Raw genomic sequence first — 25,042 nt, forward strand, 5'->3', positions numbered from 1 at the left:
GGTTGCCTCCGTCATGTCATCATGCAGGCCGGAGCACCTCACAACCACTTCACCGTCGCACCCAGGCCCTGGGGCTTGCTTTGGTTGCGCGAAGCACGACGAGACGGGCCGCCTCGGATCGCAGCAGGTTAGTAAAGCATAATCGGGTTTGGCGGGATATCCACCCGCCTGAACGCACTCCAGAGGGCAGCATGAACGACACGGCTACACCGGGCTGGCTAGGCGATATCTGGTTGGCTGACGATCACTGCCTGCTGCTGTCTACACTCGGCAGGACCGACCGTCACGTGCACTACGCGCATCAGGTGCTTGTCGGCCTCGGCGCCGATGTCGAGGTGCGTGTGGGCGAGCAGCTCTGCAGCGGCCCGCTGGTGCTGATTGCCTCGCAGCAACCTCATGCCATCCTCAGTCATGGCATACCGTGCCTTACCCTGTTTGCCGAGCCGCTGGCATTCGACCTGGCAGACCTTGCCTTGGCCTGCGAGCACGCGGGCAATAGTGCAGAACATCTGGCAGAAAGCCTTGGGCATTGGCCGCGCCGCCGGCTCGATCCGCGCCTGGAAAAAGCGCTCCAGCGCATCCGCGCGCTCGACGAACAAACCTTGCCGGCCCGGGAACTGGCCAGTACCGCTACGCTGTCGATCAGCCAGCTGGAGCGTCTGTTCAGCGGTTCACTGAAACTGTCGGTGCGGCGGCTGGTGTTGTGGCAGCGCTTGCGCGTGGCCCTGCAAAGGGCGCTGAGCGGCACCAGCCTGACCGAAGCGGCATTGGCGGCAGGGTTTGCCGACTCGGCGCACTTCACCCGCAGCGTTCGCCGGCAGTTCGGCCTCAGCCCCCGGGCAGCCTTGCGCGGATTGCGTCTACGTACGGTCGGCTAGCGCCTGGCACAACCCCGCTGGCAATACCGCAGGGGCATGAGCATCGCCGTTCACCCACGGCTCGCGCAATTGCGCCAGGTAAGCCTGCGGATAGTCGGGCCGATCCCCGATGCCCATGTCGTCGTCCGCAAGCGCATAGCCTGGCAGGTACAAAACCGTGCCAAGCAGCCGGTCCCAGAGTGGAAAGAACAGCGCGAAGTTGACGTCGCCAGTACTGCCGTACTTCAGGTGATGCAGGCGATGCACCGGCGCCCAGGCAAACACATGGCGCAAGCCGCCAATGCGCATGTCCACGTTGCTGTGTTGCAGCAACAGCTGGATGGACACACTGAACGCCAGCAGCGATGCCACCTCGACGGGCAAGCCCAGCAGCAACAACGGCAAGGTACCGCCCAGGGTTTCGAGCAACTGGTGCAGAGGGTGCTTCATCAGGCCGTTGAAACCGTACAGGCGCGTGACACTGTGGTGCACCGCATGCAGCCGCCACAGCAGCGGGCTGCGGTGGCTGGCGTAATGCACCAGGGTGATGCCCAGGTCGGCCAGCGCAATGGCTAGCAGCAACTGCAGGGCCAACGGCCAATGATCAGGCCAAAGACCCGTACCCGGCAGCCAGTTGGCAAGCAGCGGAATGGTCGCCACGCTACAGAGGGTCAGGCATTCATTGACCAGCGCATGGCAAACCCTTGCAGCAACTGCATCGCCGCCCGCCCACCCACCACACAACCCAGCGAATCATCCAGCAGGACAATGGGCGCCCCCTGCACCTGCAGGGGTACCCACGCCTAGGCGAACAGCTTGCCTTGCGCGGTGTCGTTCCAAGGCTCGCGACTGTGCAGCTCGCTCATACCGCACCTGCCACCGGCCCCTTCAACTCGACCTGGTTGCCATCCGGGTCGTAACAGTACAGGGACAGCCCCTCGCCTTCGGCACCATAACGCTTCTCTGCGGGCTCAACCTTTACCCCGGCGGCTTCCAGGTAGGCCGTCAATGCCGCCTCGTCGAACGGCTCGATACGCAGGCAGAAATGGTGCAGGTTGCGCCCCTCCACCCCCGGTGCCGCCCCGCCTGGCTGGCCCAGCGGGCCGTCCAGGGTCACCAGGTCGATCATCGCCGTGCCAGTGGCCAGGTGCACCATGCCCAGGTCGTCGCGCACGCGGCTGACAGCGCAACCCAGCAGCTCGGTGTAGAAGGCAACACTGCGCGGCAGGTCGCTGACCCGCAGAACAAGATGGTCTATGTGCTTGATAGCGAACGGTCGCATGCCGGGCTCCTTGTGCCGTGTGCGCGAATACGTTCGCCACCATAGCCCAGCTTCGCCCGGCGTGACCAGAATCAGCTACTCGTTAACCAACCGCTGCAGCACGCGCCCTTCATGCCGCGTCAGGATGCGCAACAGTTGGTCGACCAGCGCCCGGTCCGGGGTATCCAGGTGGAAGTGGTGCCCGCCCGGGTGCCACGAAATCTTCGCCTGACCAGGCAAGGCAGCCTCGCGCCGGGCAAAGGCTTCGCCGGTAAATGCACCCTGGCGACCAAACAGCAGGTACAACGGGCAGCTGATCTGGTTGAGCAGTTCGCAGGCTTCGCGCTCGGTCAGTGGCATGGGTTCGGGCAGCACCAGCCGCGGGTCGTGGCGCCAGCAATAGCCATCGCCCAGTTGCAACAGGTCGCGCAGCGCCAGCAGCCGTGCAGCACCTTCCGACAGCTCGGTGTCCAGGCGTTCGCGGCGTTGCGCCAGTGCGGTGTCCAGGTCGTCGAAGCGGCCGGGGTCTGGCTCGGCAAAACCCGGTAGCTGGCTGCGCTGCACCATACGCTTGAGCCGGTAGGCCCGCGCCAGGTGCTGCACGCGGTCATCCTCGGCCACCGTGAACGGTGCCCCCATGCCGTCGAGGAAGGTCATGCTGGCAATGCCGCTGGTCATGGCAGCCAGCAGCGATGCCACCCCGGTGCCCATGCCGTGGGCCAGCACATGGAACTGCGCCAGCCCCAGACTGTCGGTCACCGCCAGCATGTCTTCGGCGTGCTCCCACAGGTAATAGCCACTGTCGTGGCGGCGATGGTCAGAGCGGCCATGGCCGACCAGGTCGGGGGCCACCACGAAACAACCGTCCAGCATCGGTGCCAGGCGTTCGAACGAGGCAGCGTTGTCCAGCCAGCCATGCAAGGCCAATACGGGAATACCGTCTTCGGCGCCCCAGGTGCGGACCGCTATTTCAATACCATCGAGGTCTAACAGGTGATCTTTCGGACTGCACAGCGAACGCATTGCAATTCTCCTTGGCTGAAGCCTGCGCCATGGCCTGCCTCACCCTCTCGCAGATCGCCCCCTGCTGCTGGCCCCTCACCGACCCACGCATGCGCAAGACCGACCGTTACCGACAACTATCTACCGCACCACGGCGCCTTGAAGAGCGTGGACTATTCCCTCTACGCAAGAGGTCATGACCATGACAAACCCCACGCCGCTGCATCAAAGCCAGATAACCCGCGCATTGCCGAAATGGAGCAAGGCGCTTCACCCCGCACACACGCAAAAAGTGGTGCAAAGCCTGCGCAGGGACTATCTGGCTGAAGATGGCACCCCTTACACATGGTATGCCACTGCCGATGCGCCCGCGCGCGAGCAGTTGCGTAACGCCATCAAAGTGCGAAACAAATGCCTGGCGCAACTCAAGACAGCGCTTGCGGGCTTCAAAGACATCATCACCTTCAGCACCCCGCTGCTGACCGAGCGGTTGAAAGTGAATGTGCCCGTAGACAGAGCGCAGTATGTCTTCCAGCCCTTTGAAGCCGATGCCGATATCTGGACCGGCGTTCCCGACCTGGAAGTGCCTTTGTTCCCTGACCGGAAGGTGGATGTGCTGGCCACCCGCCCCGTGGGCGAGCCGCAAGCACGCAGCTTGCTGGAGGCGGCTCTGCACAACTTCGAGGGCCTGGATGAAGTAGGCGCCTACAGCAGGCTCACCCGTGCAGCAGGCAGCGAGACACCCTTGCCAGGCCTGACGATGGCGGACTTCGTCAAGCATTGTCGGGCGCTGGACCTTGGCCAGCGCTATCAAGACCATCTGCATGCAACCCACGAGGGCGACAACCGCGCTGAAATCCAGCGCCTGTCGATTCAAGCCAGCCGTGAAGCTTTGAGGGTGCAGGCCCTGATCGCAACGCTCAAAGGCCTGCTGAGCGACCACGCAGGCAATGCGCTCATTCAGTTATGCGATGGCAAGCCCCACCCCACCTACGATAAGCAGCCGTTGCACTGCTGGAACTTCAGCCTGTTCGGTATTCCCATCCACGAAATCCTGTTCATCGGGCCCGACGAGCCTGGCCAGATAAACCCGTGCATTGTTTACATACCTGAAGACAACGAGCACCCGGTCAGGGAATTTGCCTCACGCCAGGCAGCAGGCCAGCACCTGCGCAGCCGCTTGCTGCAAAGCACATTCCGTCGTGCCTTGGTCCATTTCGCCTACAAGGACAGGCAACAGGAGCTGGCCGACAAGCTGGAGAACGCGCTGTTCGAGAAGGACGATGCAGGCATACGCAGACCCCGACACAAGCCTGTACTCCACTTCACCCCCTCGCCCATCCGCACCGATCCCTGGGCCACCTTGTACAACGCGCACCTTGCGCGCATGAAGGCCGACGCGAAAACCATTGCTGTCCCCACTGCCGACGTAGACGCCAAGGCCCGCAACCAGCGCCTGAAGCACTGGTTCGACATGGGCATGAATGTGCTCAACGTGGCTGCGTTCTTCGTGCCCGGGCTGAACACGGTCATGCTTGGCGTTTTCGCCTACGACCTGATGAGTTCTGTGTTCACCGGGTTCGAGGCCTGGGAAGAAGGCGATAGCCAGCAAGCGCTGGTGCAACTGGAATCATTGGCCATCAATGCGGCGGTCATCGCCGGTTTTGCGGTAGGCGCCAAGATCGTTCAGGCATCAGGCTTCGTCGATGCACTGACGAGTGTGTGGCACGAAGATCAGGAAGTGCTCTGGCACCCCGACATGAAGCCGTATGCAAGCCCAGCGGCTGTCCCTGAGGGAGTTCAACCCGATTCGCTCGGCCATGTGCACGTCGATGGGAAGACCTACCTGAAGCTGGATGGGACGCTATACGAAGTGTTTCAGGACGCTGAGCAACAATGGCGCGTGCGCCACCCCGATGATGCGCAGGCTTATGCGCCACGCTTGTTGCATCATGGCAACGCCCGCTGGCAACTCGACCATGAACAACCGCTGGAATGGTACCACCAGCAACTCATGAGCCGCCTGGGCAACTACACCACTGGCCTGGACGAAAGCGAGCTGGACTACGCCATGCGCAGTACCGGTACCGATGAAGGTGTATTACGCCGTAACCAGGCAACAGGCTCACGCCCACCCGCCCTGTTGATCGACACCTTGCAACGCCTGCAACTCGACAACGAGGCTCAACAGATCATCGATCGCGTACGCCATGGGCTACCGCTGGCAGCGTACAAGAACTTTGCCTTACCTGAACTGCTGCGCCTGCCGGGGTGGCCTGAGGGAACTGTACTCAAGGTTTACAAAGGGCCAGAACCCTGGGGCGAGTCTGTGCGCTACGGCCCGTCCCATTCGACAGGGCAAATAGAAATCGAAGTCACCCGCACCGACCTGGACAATGGTCAACTGAGCCAGACCGTGTTGGCTCAAATGGATGAAGAGACCGCGCTGCAACTGCTGGGTGACACGCCGCCCGAGCAGCGACCTTCTGCCTTGAACAACACGCTCGCGACCCACCTGGAAGCACATCGCGAAGCGTTGTTCAGCAGCCTGCGACACAGCCGCCGCCCCGTCCTTGCCCCAGCCGCCCAACCCCTCGCCCAGCAGTTTCCCGGCCTGCCGGACAGTGCGCTTGAAGCGTTACTGGCCAACATCAGCAACGCCGAACGGCTAAGCCTGACAAGGGGACGGGTGCCGCTTCGCATTGCCGAAGAAGCCCGCCGTCTGCAAGCCCGTGCACGGCTAGACCGCGCCATCCTCGGCATGTTCAGGCGCAGCCTGGCTAACGATGACAGCCAACGCCTGAAACAGGCCCTGCAAGCCGAGCACCCACAGGCTGACTCGGCCCAGTTGCTGCAACTTGCCCTTGCCGATCGCCAGCGCTGCGCCTCGCTGCTTGGCCAACAGCCCATCAAGCCGAGCTTGCGCTCACCCTTGCGCATGGCCAACGGCCAACTTGGCTACCCTTTGAGTGGTCGGGGCCTGCCAGCCGCGCGCCGCCTCCAGGCACTCTACCCCGAACTCAGTAGCCCGCAAATCAGTGCGCTGCAAGCTGAACTTGCGCAAGGGGGCGACCTGGGTATCGCCATCAGTCGGCTGGAAGCAGAACAGCGTACCCTCAGCCGTGACCTCAACCGCTGGGCCAACGCTTCAGCTTCGCTGGAAGAGCGCTTTGATCGCCAACAGTGCGCCGAGCGGCTGATGAGTGCTGCCCGGCGTGAAGGCGGCGCGCAACGCGAGGCACTCGTGCTGGACCGCATGCAGTTGCAAGCGCTGCCAACGTTCACGGCTCGCATGCCACATATCCGGCAACTCACGCTTGATGGGCTGCAACTGCGGCGCCTGGACAGCGGCTTGCTGTCAAACTTCCCCAACCTGGAAAACCTGGAAATCATCGGCAACCCCGACATGGACGCCGAAACACTGTTCGAGGCGCTCAAGTCTGCGCCACGGCTACGCGGGCTGGGCCTGACAAGCAATGGCTTGACTGCCCTTACAGCCACAGCCCAACAAGCCATCGAAGCGATGCCCGGCCTGAGAATACTTGGCCTCAGCCGTAACCGCCTGCAACTCGATGACGCCAGCTTGAGCTTCCTTGCGCGCTTGCCACTGGATGCACTGGGCCTGGGCAATAATCGGATCACACTCGATGAAACCCTCGCTGCCCGTTTTCAGGACATGATTCACCCTATGGTATTGCACATGCCTGGCAACCCATTGCAGCTGCCGCCCGACCTGCGCTTCATGGCCCGCCTCAGCCACCTGGACCTCGAGCGTTGCGAACTGCAGCAATGGCCCGACAGCTTGACCACCCTCATGAGCCAGCCCCAGTACCAACTGCGCTATCTCAACCTCTCCTCCAACCGCATTCGCACGCTGCCAGACTTGCCAGGGGTGCTGCGTACCCCCTTCGCCCGTGACGTCGCCGCGCGCCTGCCTGAGCGCCGCTGGCTGTTCAACTACAACACCCTGGAAGCCCAGACACGTGCACGCCTGGGCAGCAGTGGCGTCAACGTATTCGAGCACGCAGAGGACGTACCGCAGTGGCAAGGCATTTTCCGTGGTGAGGCGAGCAATGCCGAGGAGCAACTGTGGAGCGATTTGTTCGACCAAGGTGAGAATGCGGCACTGCTAGGGGTCCTGGAACGTCTCGCCCAGTCGGCGGAAGCGCGGCGTGATACCGCAGCACTGAGGGAACGTGTCTGGGACTTGCTGGAGAAGGCTGCTCAAGACACCGAGCTACGTGAACGCCTGGCCACCGTGGCGGGCGACTTCCCCCCAACCTGTGGCGACGCAGGCGCCGACGCTTTCAGCGCATTGGAAATAGAGGTACTGGCCCACGAAGCCGCAGGCCGTGTTGGTAGCCGACCCATCGATCTGCTGAGGCTGTATCGCAAGCTGTATCGACGCGACCAGGTCAATCAACTGGCCGACCGCATCAGCTGGAAAAGGTCCTTGCGCAAACAGGCGCTGCTCGATGGCGTCTTCGATGAAGATCTTCCCGCTTACGATGTGCTCGACGAACCCTCTGCGTTTCCGGATATCGACCTGGAAACGGGGCTGGTGGACGATATCGAAGTACGCCTGGCGTTACGCCAGTCTCTGGCCACCGCGCTGGACTATCCCGAACCGAGCCGAGGCATGTTGTACCGCGACACAGCCAGGATCAACCAGACCATCATCGACCGGGTGAAAGCTGCGGTCCTGGCGCTGGATACGGATGCCAGCGCGCGGGAACAATGGATGAACCAGCAGCCGGGTTGGGTTGAGTACATGAAACGTGAGCATGCAGCACAGTTCAGCCTGATCACCGATTTTTGGCGGCCGGGCCTGGACTACCTGTACTACTGCCTGGATGAAACTGCCGACCCAGTCACCTCCCTGGACAGTTCTGTTCTACAGGCGCTGGCTGGCGCCATGCCTGAAAGCCCATTGAATGCTCAAGGAATACTGCGTCGCGTCTCGATCAACGAGCAGCAGTACCGCCAGGGGGTGGACGTGCTGACTGCCGAGCAGCAACAGGTTGAAACCGGCCTGCTGACCAGCCTCACTCGCCAGGCGCAAACCCTCGGCGGCTAAGCGGCTCTCACTGCCCGCGCAGGTCTTCGAAGAAGGCCTGCCGGCCATCCACCTGAGCAGGCAATTATCTACCGCACAGACTGCCAGCTTATACGGCCCCATAGCGGCTCCCGAATACGGAGCACCGACATGAGCCACACCCCTTACCACCACGCGCAAATCGTGCGTTCCCTTCCCGACTGGAGCAAGGCACTGCACAGTGAACATGCCGGCCAGATAATGAGGCGACTGCGCAAGGATTACCAAGACACCGACGGCAATACCTACGCTTGGTATGACCAGGCAGACGAACTCACCCGCCAGGCCCTGCAGCGCGCCATCGCCAGACGCGACGCCAGCTACAGGGCCCTGCAGGCGGCGCTCGGCGCCTTGCAGGGCATCTCCGAATTCTGCGCCCCACTGCTGCAGAAACAACTGAGCATCGGCATACCGGTCACTCAGGCTCAGTACGTGTATCAAGCAACCTCCGTCAAACAACCGGGCGGGCTACCTGGCGGACCTGCAGTGCCACACGAGCTGGGCGAAATCATACCCAAGGGTAACCCACAGTATCGCAGCCTCCTCGAAGCGGCCTTGCACAACTTCGAAGGCCTTGCCGATACCACGCGCTTGAGCCGCCTGCAGCACAGTCGCCAAAACATCAGGCTAATCGAAGGGTTGACGCTGGCGAGCTACATTGAGCAATGCCGGGCACTGAACCTGGGCCAGCGTTACCAGCAGCACCTTGACCAGGTCTACAGCGGTGCGAGCAAAACCAAGCTGCATTCGCTGGCCATCAACGCTCGGCGTGACGAGTTCCGTGTACAAACCCGTATCGCTGCCTGCAAAGGCCACCTCAGCGCTTCCGGCTCTTTGGCGATGCATGGCCTCTGTGCAGAGCCCGCCAACGCCACCTACCAAGGCCGCCCCCTGCATTGCTGGCAATTGCAGGTGTTTGGCATCCCCATCCACGAGCTGCTGTTCATCGCGCCCGCGCAAAACCGCAAGCATGACCCGGTGTTTCTCTACAACCCGGTGGATGGGGATACGCTCAGGGAGTTTGCCTCGCTAGGGGATGCACACAAGTACCTGCGCCAGCAACTGCTGCAGGACGACTACCGCAAGCGCTTTGTCGCCCTGGCCCTGCAATCTCAGCAAGCGGCGTTAAACAAGCGACTGATGCGAGCCCTTTACAGCAACCCCGACCAGGACGATGCAACGCAGTTGGAGCCTCGCAAGTCGATACACCTGGAATCCATCGACACAAACTTGCCAAACATCCCTTGGTCGCCACTGGAGGCCAAGCACCTTACACGCCTGAAGGCCGATGCCCGCTGGGTCGCGGTGCCTACTGAAGACGTAGACGCCAGGGTACGTCTGCGCAACATCGAATACTGGCTGGATCTTGGCATGACCGTGCTGAACGTCGCTGCCATGGTCGTGCCATGCATGAACCCGATCATGCTCGCCATCGGCGCCGCGCAGATCATGGACAACGTCTTCGAAGGCATCTCGGCCTGGGAGGAAGGTGACAACGAAGAGGCTGTGGCTCAACTTGAGTCAGTGTTGATGAACGTAGTCATGGTGGCTGCAGTGGGTGGCGGTGCTGTGGCGCTGAAGGCTTCAGGTTTCGTCGATGCCATGCAGAGCGTCGTCAAGGATGGCAAGGACTACTTGTGGAGCGCCACGCTCAAGGACCACGCAAGCCCGGTATCCATCGAACACCTTGAGCCCGATGCACAAGGCCGCTACACGATAGACGGGCGCCACTACATACGCATCGATGGCACTGTGTACGAACAGGTACAAGCGCGCGGCCAATGGCGAATCCCCCACCCGCAGGACCCACAGGCCTATCGGCCACTCGTGCGCGATAACGGCGCAGGCGCATGGCGAGCGGCACATGAAATGCCGCTCGAGTGGGAGGAGCTGCATCTATTGCGGCGCCTGGGGCCAATCAGTGACGGCCTGAATGACGAGGAACTGGAAGCGGCACTCAAGTGCTCAGGGGTGCAAGGCAATGAACTTCGCCAAACCCAGGTTGCAGCGCAGCATCCCCCTGCGTTGCTGGCCGATGCACTTGACAGGCTGAGCGCGCGAAATGAGGTCAGTTTTCCCGAAGAAGCCCAGCCACTAATCAGACAGTTTCCGGGCCTGCCGCAGCGCGCCATCGGTCAGATCATGGCCAGGACCTGCATCAGTGAACGCCTGAGCCTGGCCGAAGGCAAGGTCCCCTTGCGGGTTGCCGAAGAGGCCCGAGCCCTGCAGGCACACGCCCGCCTGAGCAGGGCCTTGCTGGGGCTTTTTCGCCCTGGGCTGGCCACTGCAGACAGTGAGGTGCTGGACGTTGCGCTCAGAGCCGAGCACCCTGGCCTTGATGCACGACAACGGTATGAGATGGCCGTCACCGACCGGGGGCGTGCGGCCAGGCTGATCGGGCAGCAGCCGATCAGACCAGGCTACCGTTCGCCAATGCGCCTGGCCGACGGGGGCCTTGGCTACCCGCTCAGCGGCCGGCTACCTTGGCGCAACACGATAGATCGGCGCTTACGTTCGCTCTACCCAGGCTTGGACGCACAAGCGCGTAACGCATTGCGGGCTCAGCTGACCCAGCGTGGTGATATGGCAGCTCAGCTCAGGGCGCTGGAAATCGAGCGCGATAACCTCGACAGCACGCTGCATCACTGGGCAAGCCAGGGCAATGAAAACCAGCGCAACGCGCGTACCGTGGTGCGCGACCTGTTCAATGCCGCCTGGCGCCGCGACGACCCCGACAGCCTGACACTTCAAGGCCTGGACATCGACACGCTGCCGTCCTTGCCGGCGCGCTTCGATCACATCACCACCCTGAACATTCGCGCCATCGGCATCCGCCAGATACCTGCAGACTTTTTCCAGAGTTTCCCCTCGCTGCGCACCCTGCGCCTGGCACAAAGCCCAGAGCTCGACTTCGAGGGCCTGTTCCGGGCACTGGCATCCACCCCGCAACTGGAAGTGCTGGAGCTAGGCAACAACCAGCTCGGCAGCCTGACTGACAGCATGCGCCAGCGCCTGGCCAGCCTGCCCCACTTGCGCCGGCTGAGCCTGCGCCTGAACAGGCTGCAGCTCGACGAAACCGACCTGCAAGCCCTTGCACAACTGCCCCTTGAGGACCTTGACCTTGAAAACAACCACATCGTGTTGACTGAACCGCTGGCAGCCCGCTTTACCCGCCTGCAACACCTGCGCGACTTGCGAATGACCAACAACCCTCTGGGCCACGCCCCCCATGTGACCGGCCTCACTCGCCTGGCCAACCTTCAACTGCGCAACTGTAGCCTGCTTGAATGGCCGCGCGGCCTCACACCACTGATGACGCAGGCCGACCTGCAATTGCGTCACCTAAACCTGAGCTACAACCCAATCGACCACATACCAGACCTCGACCAGGTGCTGACCAGCGCCTTTGCCAATGCCCTGCGTACGCCAAGCAGTGATGCCATCTGGACCTTCAACGAAAACAATCTGGATACTGGCAGCAATCGCCAGCTGCGCATGGCAGGCGTCGAAGTGCATAGCGACGATCAGCTGTCGGCTATCAGCGTGGACTTCTGGCTCGTGGATGCCAGCCCGGATCAGGCGCAGCTTTGGGACGAGCTGTTCGAAGGTGATTCAAACCGGCATTTGCGCGAGGTGGTCGAAGGCGTGGCGCGCTCGCGGCAGGCCGAGCGCAACTTGCGTAGTCTGACCCGCCAAGTCTGGCAGCTACTGGAGCAGGCAGGGCAGGATGAAGAGTTGCGAACCCACCTGGACACTGTCGCGCAAGAGTACCCACCTACCTGTGGCGATGCCAATACCGATGCGTTCAGCGCCCTGGAGCTCGAAGCACAGGTGTTCAGGCAACTGGCCGAGGACGCAGAACGCCCTACCGCGCTCTTCAACTTTTTCAGAAGCCTCTATCGCCGCGAAATGGTCAACGCGATAGGCGAGCAACTACAGCTTGCCCGCCTGGCGCGTCAGGCCCGCTTGCAAGAGCTGGAGCGGTTACCCGCACAGGCGCAGCCGCAAAGGCTTGACGTGCCTGCGCTGGACGGCCTTGACGACGTTGAAGATGGCGCCTTGCTCAATGGCGGCGTGGACCTCATTGAAATACGCCTGGCCCTGCGCCAATCGCTGGCGAGGTCGCTCAATTTCCCAGAAACCAGCCAAGGCATGCTGTATCGCCACGAAGCGATGATTTCAGCACGCGTGCAAAACAATGTCGAACGTGCCGTTCTGCGGCTAGACAGTACGGCCACAGAGCGCAGGTCCTGGATTGCGCGGCAGCCCAGTTGGCAACGCTACCTTGCCCAGCGTTTCGCCAGCCGCTTCGCAACGCTGGATGAACGCTGGTATCAAGGCATGCAATATCTGGACTATTGCCTGGATGCCGAGAACGCAGTGATCACTTCACTGGATGACCCGGTGCTGCAAGCCCTCACCGAGGTACTGCCTGAGCCACCGCTGGACGAACGCGGGCAACTGCAGAGAATGGAGCTCGGCAGCCAGGCGTATGACCAGGCCAGCCGTCGGCTCAATACTGGCCGTGATCAGCAGCGCGAAGCGTTGTTCGAAACACTCACCCGCGCGCTAGACCCGAAGGACTAGGCATCCTACTGACCGCGCAGGTCTTCAAAGAAGGCCTGCCGGCCATCCACCTGACTGGACGCCCGCGGGGCCACCGCCGCATCAGCATTGGCGGCCTCCACATGCCAATAGCAGTGCTGCACCGCACGGGTCACCGCCACATAGGCCAGACGCTGCACTTCTTCCTTTTGCGCCGTATCGAACGGTTGGGCATCACCGGCCTTGCCCAGCCCGGCCTGGCGATACACCTGGTTTTTGTAGGGCGAGCTGGTCAGGTACTGGCAGTCGCCCAGCATGAACACCGCATCGGCCTGCAAGCCCTTGGCACTGTGGTAGGTCAGCTGGCGCAGCCGGCGCTGTTCGGCCGGCAATGCGGCTTCGGCGTGCAGCACGCTTTGCAGGTGCTCGTTCATCAAGGCCCTGTCGCTGCCCTTGCGGTACAGCATCATCACCGTCTCGCCCCGCTGATAGTGCTCCATCAGCGTTTCGCCCAGGGCGGCCTCATCACGGTCGAATACCTTCACTGGCGAACCCGGGAGTTCGGCTGCCGGGCCACTGGCCCGGGCTTTCTTGCCAGCAATTGCCGGGGTGCCCTTCACCAGATGCTCGGCCGCGTCGATCACCTGCTGCTGGCAGCGGTAATTGTCGACCAGCATCACCCGAGTGCTGGACGGCGACGGGAAGGCCTTGGTGAACTCCATGAAGTACTTGGGCGAACTGCCACGCCAGCCGTAAATCGACTGCCAGTCGTCCCCCACGCACAGCAACGACGAATGCTGCGCATGGCGCCCGGTGTGCATGGCCGGGCCGCGTCGGCGGATTTCGGCGAGGCTGGCGCGCAGCCAACTGACGATCTGCGGCGACACGTCCTGGAACTCGTCGATCATCAGGTGCGCCAGTGGCCGCAGCAGCGGGTCGGGCAGCAGTTTCAGGTTTTCCGGGTTGTTCTCCCCAAACAAGGCGAACATACGGTTGTAGCTCATCACCGGCGGCGACTGGTCCAGCAGGTGCGCCTCCAGGGCTTTCCAGTACAGGGCCAGGGCCTCGAAGAACAAGGCATCACTGTCGCCCGACGGGAAGCTCATCGCCGCCACCGCGTTGTTCACGTCCAGGCCAAGGTTCTCGATGAAGTTGGCCGCGCCGACAAAGGCATCCAGCAACGGCGCCGGGGCCAGCTCACCCTTGACCTTGTACTCGAACCCCGGGCCAGCCACGGCATCGCCCGCCAGCGAGGCCGCCAGGCGCCGGGCCATGGCGTAGTTGTCGAGCCAGATCAGCGGCCTGTCGCAGAAGGCCTGCAACAAGGTGCGCTTGACCGCCCACTCGGCACGCACGGCCAGCTTGGCGCCGGGGCGCTGATACTGGGCACTTTCTGCGGGGTCGAAGCCCAGCACCACCCAAGGCCCCTGGCCTTCCAGCCGGCCATGCACATGGAAGCGGCTGCCACGGATGTCGACGGTTTCGCGGCAAGGTTCGATACCCTTGATCGGCCAGGCACCAGCGGCGAACCACAGGTCCTCGATCACATCGCACAGCTCTTCGTCGCGCTGGGCCGCCAGCTGCGTAACCTGTGCGCGCTTCTGCACATCAGGGTTGTTCGGGTCCAGTGGCTTCAGTTGCAACGCTTCGCTGCGCAACAGGCCGACCAGCTCGGCAAAACGCGGGCTCTCGCCCAGCAAGCTGCTGTAGCACTGGTTCAGTTGCTGGCGCTGGGCATCGTTAAGTCGCAGGTCGAACGGGTTGCTGTCGGCCTCGGCCTCACGCCCGGCGGGCATCTCATTACCCAGCGTCTCGAATGCGCGCACCAGGCCGAAACCCGGCAGGCTGCGCACCAGCGGCAGAATGCGTGAATGGAAGGTGCGCACCAGCTCGCGTGCCTGCACCGGTTGCAGGTTGATCTGCCACAGCGCGAACACGTGCAACAGGCGCTTGATGAAGTCCTTGCGCGACTCGCGGGTAAATGTGACCACGGTCATCGCGTCCAGCTCGTAGCCCAAATAATGGCGCAGCAGCAAAATGCGCAGCACCAGCGATGTGGACTTGCCTGCCCCAGCCCCGGCCACCACGCAGGTGGAGGGTGTGTCACTGAAGATCAGCTTCCATTGCGCGGCACTGGGCTGGGCCTCGGCAGGCAGACGCTGGGCCACATCAGCCTTGAAGCGCTTTTTCAGCTCGGCCGTCAATGGCAGGCGCCAGTCATCGAACAGGTTATCGTCCTGCCCAGGCACGGCGGCGGTGTCGGGGCGGGTATCGCGAATAACCAGCACCTGGCGCCCGGCCTCGTAGCCTTCCACCCGACCGCGCTCGAACCCTTCGCGCTCACCCTCGGCATGGCCCGTGCGCTGCCCGCTGGCGTGGCCGAGGAACCAGGAGTCGCGGTGCTGAGCCTGCAGGCGGGTCAGGCCACGCCCCAGCAGACGGGCGACCAGGCGGCGAAACCAGGGCAGTTGGGCGGGCGGGGTAAGGTCGGCGGGGGCCTGGGGTTGCTCGTGGGCCACGGTCACTCCGTTGAAAAACAAAATCAGCGGGCATGTTCGCTGCATCGACGGAAAATCGCCAGCGAATGCTTGCAGATCAGTGGATTAGGCGATGAAGCGAAGAAAGGCCGGCAACAATAACATCTATTAAACTGATTGTTTTAAGCCGATATTTACGCTTATTTTCGATGTTTACTTAGCGCATCATGGCGTCATTCCACCGTTTCAAGGAGCACGATCATGCTGCAATTACGACCGTTTGATAGCCTCGGCCACGCCAACCATGGCTGGCTGGACGCCCACCACCATTTCTCGTTTGCCGAGTACTACGACCCGGCGCGCATGCACTGGGGCAACCTGCGGGTATGGAACGACGACCTGATCGCAGCCGGCAGCGGCTTCCCGCCGCACCCGCACCGCGACATGGAAATCATCACCTATGTGCGTGAAGGCGCGATCAGCCACCAGGACAGCCTGGGCAACAAGGGCCGCACCGAAGCCGGAGACGTGCAGGTAATGAGCGCCGGTACCGGCATCGTGCACAGCGAGTACAACCTGGAGGACGTCGATACCCGTATCTTCCAGATCTGGATCGTGCCGGAGCGCACCGGTGAAGCACCGCAGTGGGGCACCCGGCCGTTCCCAAAAGGCGAACGTGGTGAAGGCTTCGTGACCCTGGCCAGCGGCCGCGTGGGCGATGAAGACAGCCTGCAGATTCGCACCGATGCGCGGCTGGTGGCTGCTACCTTGCGTGCTGGGGAAACCGCCGAGTACTGCTTCGATGCCGCACGCCGGGGTTACCTGGTGCCGGCCAAGGGGCTGGTGGAGGTGAACGGGTTGCGGGCCAAGGCGCGTGATGGCGTGGCGATCGAGCAGGAAGAAGTGTTGCGGGTGACCGCCATCGAAGACAGCGAGATCGTGCTGGTAGATGTGGCCTGATGAATCGGCCAGTACAGGCAGCCTTGTAGTGCCTGCACTGGCTTGCCGGCGATGGGCTGCACAGCAGCCCCCCTTTCAGAATGGCAAGGTCAGCTTCAACCAGTAGGCATCACCCTGGGCGCGATTGCGCACTTCGGTTTCCTTCGACCACTTCGCCGTCACGAACCAGCCATCCTTGCCGCTGTACTTGATCGACGGGCCGATGGCAAAGCTGCGCCCCTTGTTGTCTTCGATACGCTCACCGTCCTGACGGTCGTCAGTCGTCTGCCGATAGTAATACCCCCCTACTCCCAGCACCCAGCCATTCCCAAGGCCCCATCCCACGGCATAGTCCACATGAAACTCCTGCCCCGAACGGTAATCGGTGGCCGGGTTGCGCCTGTTGAAGTCGTACATCACCTTGGCATCCAGGTTGAGCCCGGCCGGGTCGATGTAGCTCATCGCGTACACCGGCTCGAACACCCAATAGTTGCGCCCGGGGTTGGCCAGGTCGTTCTTGTCGTAACGACCGGTGGGGGCAATCATGTCGAAGGCCAGGATGCTGTGAAACTTGTCACTGTGGTGAAAGCCCAGTGCCGGGCCGAAGATCACGTCGCCCAGGCCGCTGTTGTGCTGCGACTGGCCATTGAGCGAGACCTTCACATCCACCAGCGGCACGATGGCATGCAGCGCCAAGCTGCCACCCAGCACGGTGTAGTCACTTACCCAGATCAGCCGCGGCACGAGGGCGTTGGCGCGCACCCGAAAGTCCACCGGCAGTTTGCGCCCGTCGTTGCCGCGCAGGTTGTCGGCTTCGTAGTGGTTGACGAACAGCTGGCCGTAGAAGCCAGGTGGCGGCATGGCGCCAGACATGTAGTTTTCGGCACCGAGCGGGTAGGACGTGCCGCCCCCCTCGGTGGCATGGGACAGGTTGGCAGCGCCGAACAACGAGGCACACACGGCAAGGCGCAGCAGGTTTGCAAGGGTCGGGGTCATCGGGTCAACCTTTCTTGTTGTTATCGGTCGGGTGCACGCCAGCCCCCTGTGGCCAGGGAGCCAGACGCCAAAAGGTTCAGATGCGTTTGAACAGGGCCGAACGCTGGCCTTCGGAGGCACCGTCTGCGGCGCTGTAGAAGCGCTCCATGAAGATGTCGCGTTCGAACAGTCGGCCCTGCATCAGGCAAGTGATGGCCGCATCGATCATGGGTGGTGGGCCGCACAGGTAAGCCTTGTGGCCGTTGAAGCGGCCATCGAAATGCTGCCTGGCCGCGTCGTGCACGTAACCGCGCACACCTTGCCACTGCGCGTCTTCGGCAGCCTGGCTGAGGGCTGGCACATAGCTGAAGTTGGCATGGCGGGCAGCCAGCGCTTCGAACAGTTCGCGGTTGTACAGCTCGGCACGGGTACGAGCGCCCTGGAACAGGGTGATGCGGCGGGTATCGCCACGCGCCAGCAAGTCGAGAATCATCGACTGCGGGCTGGAAAGCCCCGAGCCGCCAGCGATGAAAATCAGGTCGCCCGGTTGTGAGCTGCGCACGAAAAACTGCCCGTATGGGCCGGACAGCGCCAGCGCATCGCCCACCTTGAGCTGCTGGTGAATGTACCCCGTGGCCACGCCGCCTTCCACCAGGCGCACATGCAGTTCCATCTCATCCGCCTGCTGGGGCGGGTTGGCCAGGGAAAATGCGCGACTGCCTTCAATGCCTGGCAGTTGCAGGTTCACATACTGCCCGGCCTGGAAGGCCATCGGCCGGTCGAGTTTCAGGTGCACGCCGCGAATGGTCGGTGACAGTTCGACCAGCCGAGTGACTACGGCGTGGTAGTCCTGCACCGGCAGGCCGGCGAAGTCCGGGTCGACGTCGATGTCGGCCTCGATGACCAGGTCGCTCTGCGGGATGGCGCAACAGGCCAGCACCTTGCCCTCGTCGCGTTCCATGTCCATCAGAGCGAAGGACGAAGCGGCACCGAGGTCGACCTCGCCTTCCAGTACCTGGCACTTGCAGGTAGCGCAGGTGCCGTGGCCGCAGGCAAACGGCAGCCACACGCCCTGGCGCAGGGCGGCTTCGAGAATGGTCTGCCCCTCCTCTACTTCAATCTGTTCACCAGTGGGTTCGATGGTGACTTGATAGCTCATGGCGGCACTCCTCAGTTGTGGCTGCCGCCCAGGCCTTCAAGGCCGGGGGTATGCAGGTGCAGCAGGCTTTTGTGGGTGATGCCGTTGGCCGCCAGGCCACGGGCCAGGTCGGGCGTGAAGGGCTGCTCATCCAGGCGCCACCGCGCAGTGGCGAAGTCCACCTGGGCGGCATCCGGGTGCAGGGCAATGGCCGGTTTGACCACCTGCTCGATGAAAGCGGCGAAGGGCAGCGCCGGGTCCACCGGCAGGGTGAACGGTGCGCAGAACAGCAGGTGGTTTTCCCAGCACAGGTACACCAGCTGGGCGCCGTGGAAGTTGGCCTGGCGGTCCAGGGGCTGGGCAGTGTAGGTGCCGATGGCGGTCACGGGCATGGCGTTGTTCCTCTTGTTCTTGTAGGGCCAGGGCGCGTCAACGGCGCCTTGGTGGTTCGGTGGCTCAGCCGGTCTTGCGCCCGGTGCCTTGCAAGGCCTGCCAGCGCTGCTGTTCGGGCGAACCCTGGTACTCGAAGTTGTCCTGCCCGGGGTCGATGTTGTAATAGTTGCGCACGACCGCCTCGACATCGCCGCCACCGCAGTTGCCCTGCAGGATCTGATGCACCGGCAGCCAGGCCTGCACGTACTTGTCCGGCTCGAAGGCGAATATGTCGCAGCAGCCATCGGAGCAGAAGTGGTAGCGCTCGCCCTCATGCACCAGGCTGCGATGGCTCAGTTGCGTGGGCGCATCCGGCTCGGTGAAGGCCAGCGGGATCTGGCAGATCTGGCACAGCATCGGCAGCGTCGGGTTGTAAAAGCGCTCACCCCGCGCCTGCAGCTCGCGCCAATGCTCGTAGCGTGGCCGGTAGTAGCGGTCGAAGGTGTCCGGGTACTTGGCCGACAGCCAGTCCAGCTCCTCGTCGGTGGGGATCCAGGTGTGGAAGTTGGTGGCCTGGCTGTACTGGTAGAAAATCGACCAGGCCTGGTGGCTGATGTGTTCCTTGCCGATGGTGGTCTGCTCGACGTACTTCGGCGGGCGGATGCCATAGCGTTCCAGGTCCTTGAACAACGCGCCACCGGCCTGTTCGAAGTACACCTCCCAGGCTTCGGCCCAGGACATCACCTTGTTGGGCAGCATGTAGTCCATCATCATCCCGACCAGGGTCAGCAGCCGGTAACCGCGCCAGAACCACTTGTCGATCCAGCGCTGCACGATGGGCACATTGTCCTCGTGTTGCTCCAGCAGGAACTTGATCACCTCCAGGCCCAGGGTCATGTGCCGGGCTTCGTCGGACTGCGCCGAGAAGCCGAAGGTGACCGTGGCCATGTCGCCGTTGAACGCGGCACCCGACATGAACGGCACGAACAACAGGTTGGTCAGCACGTACTCGAACGAGAACGAGATGGCGGTGAGGAACTCGAACGGGCCGGCTGTGCGCGCATCTTCAAAGAACGACTTGGGCACTGACAGGAACCACACCCGGTCGTGCATGTGGGCGAAGTCATGCAGGCCGTTGAAGTGCTTGTTGTAGTGGCTCATGGCATGCACCTGGGTCTGCACGTGGCGCAACTCGTCGATGGCCTGCATCTGGCAGGCCACCCGTGCGCCGGCGCCACCAAAGTGCCGGCCGACACGGGCGAAGCCCTGGTAGGCCTGGTACTCCAGCGGGGTGACGCCGCTCAGGAACAGTTTCAGGGCGTTCACGTAGCGGGCGTCAGAGATGTTCTGGTGGCCGTTGTTCTGGGCGAAGGCATCGAAGATGGCGTACAGCTTCTTCTCTTTTTCGGCCTGGTACTTCCAGTAGGCGTCCATGGTCAGGCGGAACGGGTCTTCCCACTTGTCCCAGTCGGTGATCTTGATGCCCTCGAACCGCTCGTAGGGGTAGATGGCGTCCTTGCTCTGGTAGCTTGGCTCCCAGCCCAGGTCGCGGGTCAGGCAGCGGTACTTGTCTTTCTGGTTGAGGCGCTTGGCGGCCATGGTGGTCTCCCTTGTTATTGTCGTTGTGCGGATCAGTTCCAGTGCAGGGCGAAGCAGTCTTCGTCTTCCTCGACGTTGCCGCCGAGGGTGATCACGTCGATCAGCATTTCCTGCACGTCCCACTCACGGCCGATCTTTTCTTCCACCGTGGCGCGGTGGATTTCCAGGCGCCCTTCGGCCTGCACGCGGATCATCGCCGGCTGGTGCTGCACCTGGGCATGCGGGTTGTCCTGGGTGATGGCCTCGACGATGTAGCGGGCGCTGTCGTTGTCCTGGAAGGCGATGTACACGAGGGAAGTCATGCGGCGTCTCCACTGAGGCCAAGTTTTTTCAGGCGTGCGCCAAAGGCGCTGTCACAAGCATCCAGCGCGTCACGGCCTGGGCCGGCCTCGGCCAGCGGCAGCAGCGCTTGCACGGCACGGCTGCGCCACTCACACACCCAGCCTTCGATCAACTCACGGTTGTATGGGCTCTCGGCTGCGGCCGTCTTGACCAGCGCATCGACCCAGCGCTGGCTTTCGGCAAACCACAGGCGCATGAACTCGGTGAGCATGCCCAGCTGCCCTGCCCCGATGGCCACCAGCTGCGCATCGAAGTGTTCGAACAACAGCGGATACAGCAGGCCGTCGCTGACCAGGTTCTGCGCCAGGCTCAGCTCGAACCAGTCATGCACCACCAGGCTGTCCTCCACATAGCGGCGCAGCCCTTGCCAGGCCGGCTCGTCCAGCCAGCGCTGCTTGGCCTCGGCCAACAACGCCAGGCCGTCGTCCTCCAGCAGCAGGCCGATGCGCGACAGGTACTGGGCAATGGCCAGGCGGTCCATGGCGTGGAACATGTGCATCTGGGTGACGCTGGTGCCGAACGCGTCGGCGGCAATGCCGCTGTTGTTCATGTTGGCGCCCAGCTCGGCATGGCGCAGCGGCAGCAGCAGGCGCGCGACCAAAGCACGGGTTTCGGCCGGCAGGCTGGCTAGCAGCTCGCGCTTTTCGCAGAAGGCGAAGCTGTGCTCGGCGTTTTCCTGCATGCGTGCCCGGGCTTGCACGTAGGCGCCGTAGTAGTACTGACGCGGGTCGCTGACGGCGTACCAGTCAGCCATCTGCACGGTGGTACGGCTGGGGTCGTTGAGCAGCTTGTCGGGCTGCCACAGCGGGCGGTAGTGGAAGTTGGTGGCGGCCTCGATGTCGAAGCTGGCTTCCTGGTAGCGGCTGGCCGGCTTGTCACCGAAACGGCGGCGGATGTGGCTGAAGGTCTGGCGGATCGGCTCGACCGTGGCCGTCTTGATCTCGATACTCATGCAAGGCGTCCTGTACTTGTTGTTGTGGGGATGCAATGCGCCGGCAGGCGGCGCTTCAATCGTCCGCGTCGCGGCTTTCGCCATAGCGCCACTTGCGCATGTCGGCATCGACGGCAGCGGCCATCGCAGCGTCCATGTGGCGCACCCGGTTGCTGGCGCAGAAGCTGGCGAAGGCCGTGCGCGGCAGGACCAGTTCGACGAACAGGTCCGGGTAACCGATGGCAAAGTCGAACTCGACGAATGCCGCGTCCGGCTCGCTACGTACGCGGACATAGCGCGGCATTTGCTCGAAGGTGGTGGTGGCTTGAGTCATGCGCTGGTGCTCTGGTTGGACGTGTCATAGGCCAGAGCAACGGCTGTGCCAGGCGCGTTGAAATCGCCAAGAACCCAACCCAACCAATTGTTTCTAAAGGATTTTAATTTTTTCAGCGTTACCCTCAGGCAGCGCTATGCGCACGCTGCAGGCTGCCCGTTTGATCATTTGCTCAAATGCGCCAGCGCCGTTTGAGCAAATGGCAAACGTCACCGGCGATTGACTTTTGCGCCGCTTTCAGGCGGTTTAGAAAAGAGATCGACCCGGGCCTTGCCTGCAGACTGCGGTCGTCCCGGCGTGACCAGCAAACCCGCCTTGCCTGAGCGGGTGCACGCCGATTCCCCATACAACTACAAACAAGGGGCGCAAGCGAATGATTACCCAGTACAGGGCGCCGGAACCTGCGCCGGCGCTGAAGGACCTGACCGAACGGGTACGGTTTGAAGGCACCGAAGGCAAGATCTGGCTGGACGAGCAGCGCATGCTGCTGGTGCAGGCCGCAACCATGGCCAGCATGCGCCGCGAGCTGATCGAAATGCTTGGCGTGGAGCGGGCCAAGGGCTTCTTCCTGCGCCTGGGTTACCAGTCGGGGCTGAAGGATGCCGAGCTGGCGCGCAAGCTGCGGCCCAATGGCAACCCGGTGGAAATGTTCTTCATCGGCCCGCAACTGCATTCGCTCAAGGGCATGGTCAAGGTGCGCCCGCTGCAGCTGGAAATCGACCTGGACAACGGCCATTTCTACGCCGACATCGAATGGCAGGACTCCTTCGAGGTGGAAAACTGCCAGTCCGAGGCCCTGCATTCCGAGCAACCGGTGTGCTGGATGCTGCTCGGTTACGCCATCAGCTACAGCTCGTTCTTCCTCGGCCGCCAGGTGCTGTACAAGGAGGTCAGTTGCCGTGGCTGCGGCGGCAGCGAATGCCGCATCATCGGCAAGCCGGTGGAGCAATGGGAGGATGCCGACACCTTCCTGCGCTACTTCCAGAGCGACCCGGTGATCGACGAGCTGCAGTCGCTGCAGGTGCAGGTGGCCAACCTGCGCCAGCGCCTGCAGTACGAGTCGGGGCAATTCTATGGCATCGGCCAGTCGGCGGTGTACCGGCGCTGCTGCGCACTCACCGACAAAGTCGCCCCTGGCAAGGCCTCGGTGCTGTTGCTGGGCGAAACCGGGGTTGGCAAGGAAGTGATCGCCCGCAGCCTGCACCTGCGCAGCGAGCGCGCTGGGGCCGCGTTCGTGGCGCTGAACTGCGCGACCATACCGCCGGACCTGATCGAAGCCGAGCTGTTCGGCGTAGAGAAAGGCGCCTACACCGGCGCCCAGCAGGCACGCATGGGCCGCTTCGAACGGGCCAACGGCGGCACGCTGTTCCTGGACGAAATCGTCGAGCTGACCCCACGCGCCCAGGCCAGCCTGTTGCGTGTGCTGCAGGAAGGCGAACTGGAGCGCGTGGGTGACAGCCGCACGCGGCCGGTGGATGTACGGGTGATCGCCGCCACCCACGAAAACCTCGAACAGGCCGTGAAGGATGGACGCTTTCGGGCCGACCTTTTCTACCGCCTGAACGTGTTCCCGGTGCACATTCCGGCACTGCGCGAACGCCGCGAAGACATCCCGCTGCTGATCGAGCACTTCCTCGGCCGCCTGCACCACAGCTACGGCAAGAAAACCCGTGGGCTCAGCGACCGGGCGATGCAGGTGTGCCTGCAATACGACTGGCCGGGCAACATCCGCGAACTGGAAAACCTCATGGAGCGCGGGGTGATTATCACCGACGAGAATCAGAGCATCGGCCTGGACGCGCTGTTCCCGCATGCTCCTCCGGCTTTCGACAGTATCGGACTGGGCAGCGATGGCCGGCTGGTGGCAGACGGTGACCAGGCTACGCCCGGCTGGGTGGCGCAGATTCTCGACAGCGGTACAGGCCTGGACGCCGTCGAGGCGGTGCTGATGCAGGAGGCCATGCAGCGCTGTGGGCATAACGTTTCCGAAGCCGCCCGCCTGCTCGGCATGACCCGCCCTGCCCTGGCCTACAGGCTGAAGAAGGGGTGAATCCACCGTAGCAATTTTTGCAGAGCCCCTGTGAGAGCGGTTCTAGCCGGTGCCATCCACTGCATCTTCTTCAGAGGGCGCAGTACGGGATTCGCGGTCTATGTCCGCTGGCCATTCAACCTTAGGTGCCAGGCAATGCATGTGGCTCAGGCCATCGTCGTCGTTCCAGTCGCGGGGTGGGTGCACGAATGTGGGTAGGGCTTCAGGGCCTTGCTGCATGAAGAGCCGGGCGATAGCCCAGTAGGCCTTGCCTTGGTCCAAGGTATGCGTGAAGAAGACACGGTCAATGACTTCATTGGTTTCGGGATTACGGACTGACAGCATGACGTTTTCGATCAGGCCCCCGTGGCCGGGGGCGTAGATGCGGTAGACCTCAGCGGTGATGTCGTCCCAGTTATAGGCGACGGGCTGGACGCCCCAGCGTTTGCGGCTGAAGATGAAAATGCGGTCGATCTTGCACTCGTAGATGTAGATTTTTCGACGCAGGCGATTGAAGCGGATGGGTTCGTCTCTGGGCAAGACAAGATCCTCTATCGCGTAAGGGATGAGTGCCCATAGAATTATTGGCGAGCCAATCAGAAATAATACATTCATTAACCAGTCACGCTGCAATCCGTACACGAACAAATCCCAGTACAAAGAAAGTACCGAACCAGCGCAAAAAAGCAAACCAGGAATACCGATTAATGCTGAAACCCCTCGAAGGCTTATTGTTTTCCTCGGCAGTTCAAGGTAGACATCATTGAAATAATTAGGCGAGGGATCTACAGCCTCTATCCAGCAGCGGCCATCTGGCTCCTCTCCCGTTGAAGGCAGATCATAGCTCCAGCCTATAGCACGCTCCCATAAAACCTTGGACTTAAGCGTCATTCATTCATCTCCCGAGAGCAAACTTCAATATAGGCGTCCGGCAAATTGCGGTCGGGCCAATACATAATCAGCAGAGTGGCGGCGAGCAAGCTGTGGGTCCCAATCATAGGAACCAGGGGCACAACCCCAGAAATTTCAAGCTGAACACTGCCGTCTTCGACGGCATAGGGTCTCTGGTTTTCATCAATGGAACAATCACTCGTATAGTCCGGGTGGCGCGGGGGTGAAAATTTAGAAAATTACGATGATGGAGAA

16 protein-coding genes and 1 pseudogene are annotated in these 25,042 nt (G+C 62.4%); 5 read left to right on the forward strand and 12 right to left on the reverse strand.

The genetic code is table 11. From position 1 onward, the window contains the following. The first annotated feature begins 191 nt into the window (after window positions 1-191). Window positions 192-878, forward strand: a complete 687-nt coding sequence (locus B9A31_RS16625) for a helix-turn-helix domain-containing protein (RefSeq protein WP_084297157.1) — start codon at window positions 192-194, stop codon at window positions 876-878. Here B9A31_RS16625 and B9A31_RS16630 read toward each other — a convergent pair. The 3 genes and pseudogenes from B9A31_RS16630 to B9A31_RS16645 form a co-directional block, all read right to left on the reverse strand. Further along, window positions 861-1,559, reverse strand: a pseudogene (locus B9A31_RS16630) (sterol desaturase family protein); the annotation flags it as partial. The gene B9A31_RS16625 and the pseudogene B9A31_RS16630 overlap by 18 nt on opposite strands. A gap of 160 nt (window positions 1,560-1,719) precedes the next feature. Continuing rightward, on the reverse strand, window positions 1,720-2,139 hold the full coding sequence (locus B9A31_RS16640) for a VOC family protein (protein WP_019097302.1): 420 nt from the start codon (window positions 2,137-2,139) through the stop codon (window positions 1,720-1,722). Between the two features lie 75 nt (window positions 2,140-2,214). Continuing rightward, on the reverse strand, window positions 2,215-3,141 hold the full coding sequence (locus B9A31_RS16645; protein WP_019097303.1) for an alpha/beta fold hydrolase: 927 nt from the start codon (window positions 3,139-3,141) through the stop codon (window positions 2,215-2,217). A gap of 181 nt (window positions 3,142-3,322) precedes the next feature. On the opposite strand from B9A31_RS16645, the gene B9A31_RS16650 reads away from it, so the two are divergent. Both B9A31_RS16650 and B9A31_RS16655 read left to right on the forward strand, forming a co-directional pair. After that, complete coding sequence (locus tag B9A31_RS16650; RefSeq protein WP_371851091.1) at window positions 3,323-8,197, forward strand: NEL-type E3 ubiquitin ligase domain-containing protein; 4,875 nt, start codon at window positions 3,323-3,325, stop codon at window positions 8,195-8,197. A 129-nt stretch (window positions 8,198-8,326) separates the two neighbouring features. After that, window positions 8,327-12,802 carry an NEL-type E3 ubiquitin ligase domain-containing protein gene (locus B9A31_RS16655; RefSeq protein ID WP_025754543.1) on the forward strand — a complete coding sequence of 1,492 codons (4,476 nt, stop codon included), beginning with the start codon at window positions 8,327-8,329 and terminating at the stop codon, window positions 12,800-12,802. Between the two features lie 5 nt (window positions 12,803-12,807). Here B9A31_RS16655 and B9A31_RS16660 read toward each other — a convergent pair whose 3' ends face one another. Then, entirely contained in the window at window positions 12,808-15,324 is a 2,517-nt protein-coding gene (locus tag B9A31_RS16660) for a UvrD-helicase domain-containing protein (protein ID WP_033693196.1), read from the reverse strand. Between the two features lie 174 nt (window positions 15,325-15,498). On the opposite strand from B9A31_RS16660, the gene B9A31_RS16665 reads away from it, so the two are divergent. After that, complete coding sequence (locus B9A31_RS16665) at window positions 15,499-16,197, forward strand: pirin family protein (RefSeq protein ID WP_027609093.1); 699 nt, start codon at window positions 15,499-15,501, stop codon at window positions 16,195-16,197. A gap of 75 nt (window positions 16,198-16,272) precedes the next feature. On the opposite strand, the gene B9A31_RS16670 is transcribed toward B9A31_RS16665, so the two are convergent. The 7 genes from B9A31_RS16670 to B9A31_RS16700 form a co-directional block, all read right to left on the reverse strand. Next, window positions 16,273-17,172 carry a SphA family protein gene (locus tag B9A31_RS16670; protein WP_019097308.1) on the reverse strand — a complete coding sequence of 300 codons (900 nt, stop codon included), beginning with the start codon at window positions 17,170-17,172 and terminating at the stop codon, window positions 16,273-16,275. Window positions 17,173-17,248: 76 nt separating this feature from the next. Further along, window positions 17,249-18,310, reverse strand: coding sequence for an NADH:ubiquinone reductase (Na(+)-transporting) subunit F (locus B9A31_RS16675; protein ID WP_016714636.1), 1,062 nt, complete (start codon window positions 18,308-18,310; stop codon window positions 17,249-17,251). Window positions 18,311-18,321: 11 nt separating this feature from the next. Continuing rightward, on the reverse strand, window positions 18,322-18,681 hold the full coding sequence (locus B9A31_RS16680; RefSeq protein ID WP_016714637.1) for a phenol hydroxylase subunit P4: 360 nt from the start codon (window positions 18,679-18,681) through the stop codon (window positions 18,322-18,324). A 64-nt stretch (window positions 18,682-18,745) separates the two neighbouring features. Next, the gene (locus tag B9A31_RS16685; protein WP_019097309.1) at window positions 18,746-20,260 is read right to left on the reverse strand and encodes an aromatic/alkene/methane monooxygenase hydroxylase/oxygenase subunit alpha; all 1,515 of its coding nucleotides are present in this window, start codon (window positions 20,258-20,260) and stop codon (window positions 18,746-18,748) included. A gap of 32 nt (window positions 20,261-20,292) precedes the next feature. Beyond that, entirely contained in the window at window positions 20,293-20,562 is a 270-nt protein-coding gene (locus B9A31_RS16690; protein ID WP_019097310.1) for an MmoB/DmpM family protein, read from the reverse strand. After that, complete coding sequence (locus B9A31_RS16695) at window positions 20,559-21,554, reverse strand: aromatic/alkene monooxygenase hydroxylase subunit beta (RefSeq protein WP_019097311.1); 996 nt, start codon at window positions 21,552-21,554, stop codon at window positions 20,559-20,561. The genes B9A31_RS16690 and B9A31_RS16695 overlap by 4 nt, the downstream gene beginning before the upstream one ends. A 55-nt stretch (window positions 21,555-21,609) precedes the next feature. Further along, complete coding sequence (locus tag B9A31_RS16700; protein WP_019097312.1) at window positions 21,610-21,867, reverse strand: phenol hydroxylase subunit; 258 nt, start codon at window positions 21,865-21,867, stop codon at window positions 21,610-21,612. A gap of 373 nt (window positions 21,868-22,240) precedes the next feature. On the opposite strand from B9A31_RS16700, the gene B9A31_RS16705 reads away from it, so the two are divergent. Then, window positions 22,241-23,917, forward strand: a complete 1,677-nt coding sequence (locus B9A31_RS16705) for a sigma-54-dependent Fis family transcriptional regulator (protein ID WP_019097313.1) — start codon at window positions 22,241-22,243, stop codon at window positions 23,915-23,917. Between the two features lie 42 nt (window positions 23,918-23,959). Here B9A31_RS16705 and B9A31_RS27535 read toward each other — a convergent pair whose 3' ends face one another. Further along, window positions 23,960-24,787, reverse strand: coding sequence for a DUF6708 domain-containing protein (locus B9A31_RS27535; RefSeq protein WP_232104675.1), 828 nt, complete (start codon window positions 24,785-24,787; stop codon window positions 23,960-23,962). Between the last annotated feature and the right edge of the window lie 255 nt (window positions 24,788-25,042).

This window comes from Pseudomonas sp. URIL14HWK12:I5 (genome assembly GCF_900176445.1).
GTDB lineage: Bacteria > Pseudomonadota > Gammaproteobacteria > Pseudomonadales > Pseudomonadaceae > Aquipseudomonas > Aquipseudomonas monteilii.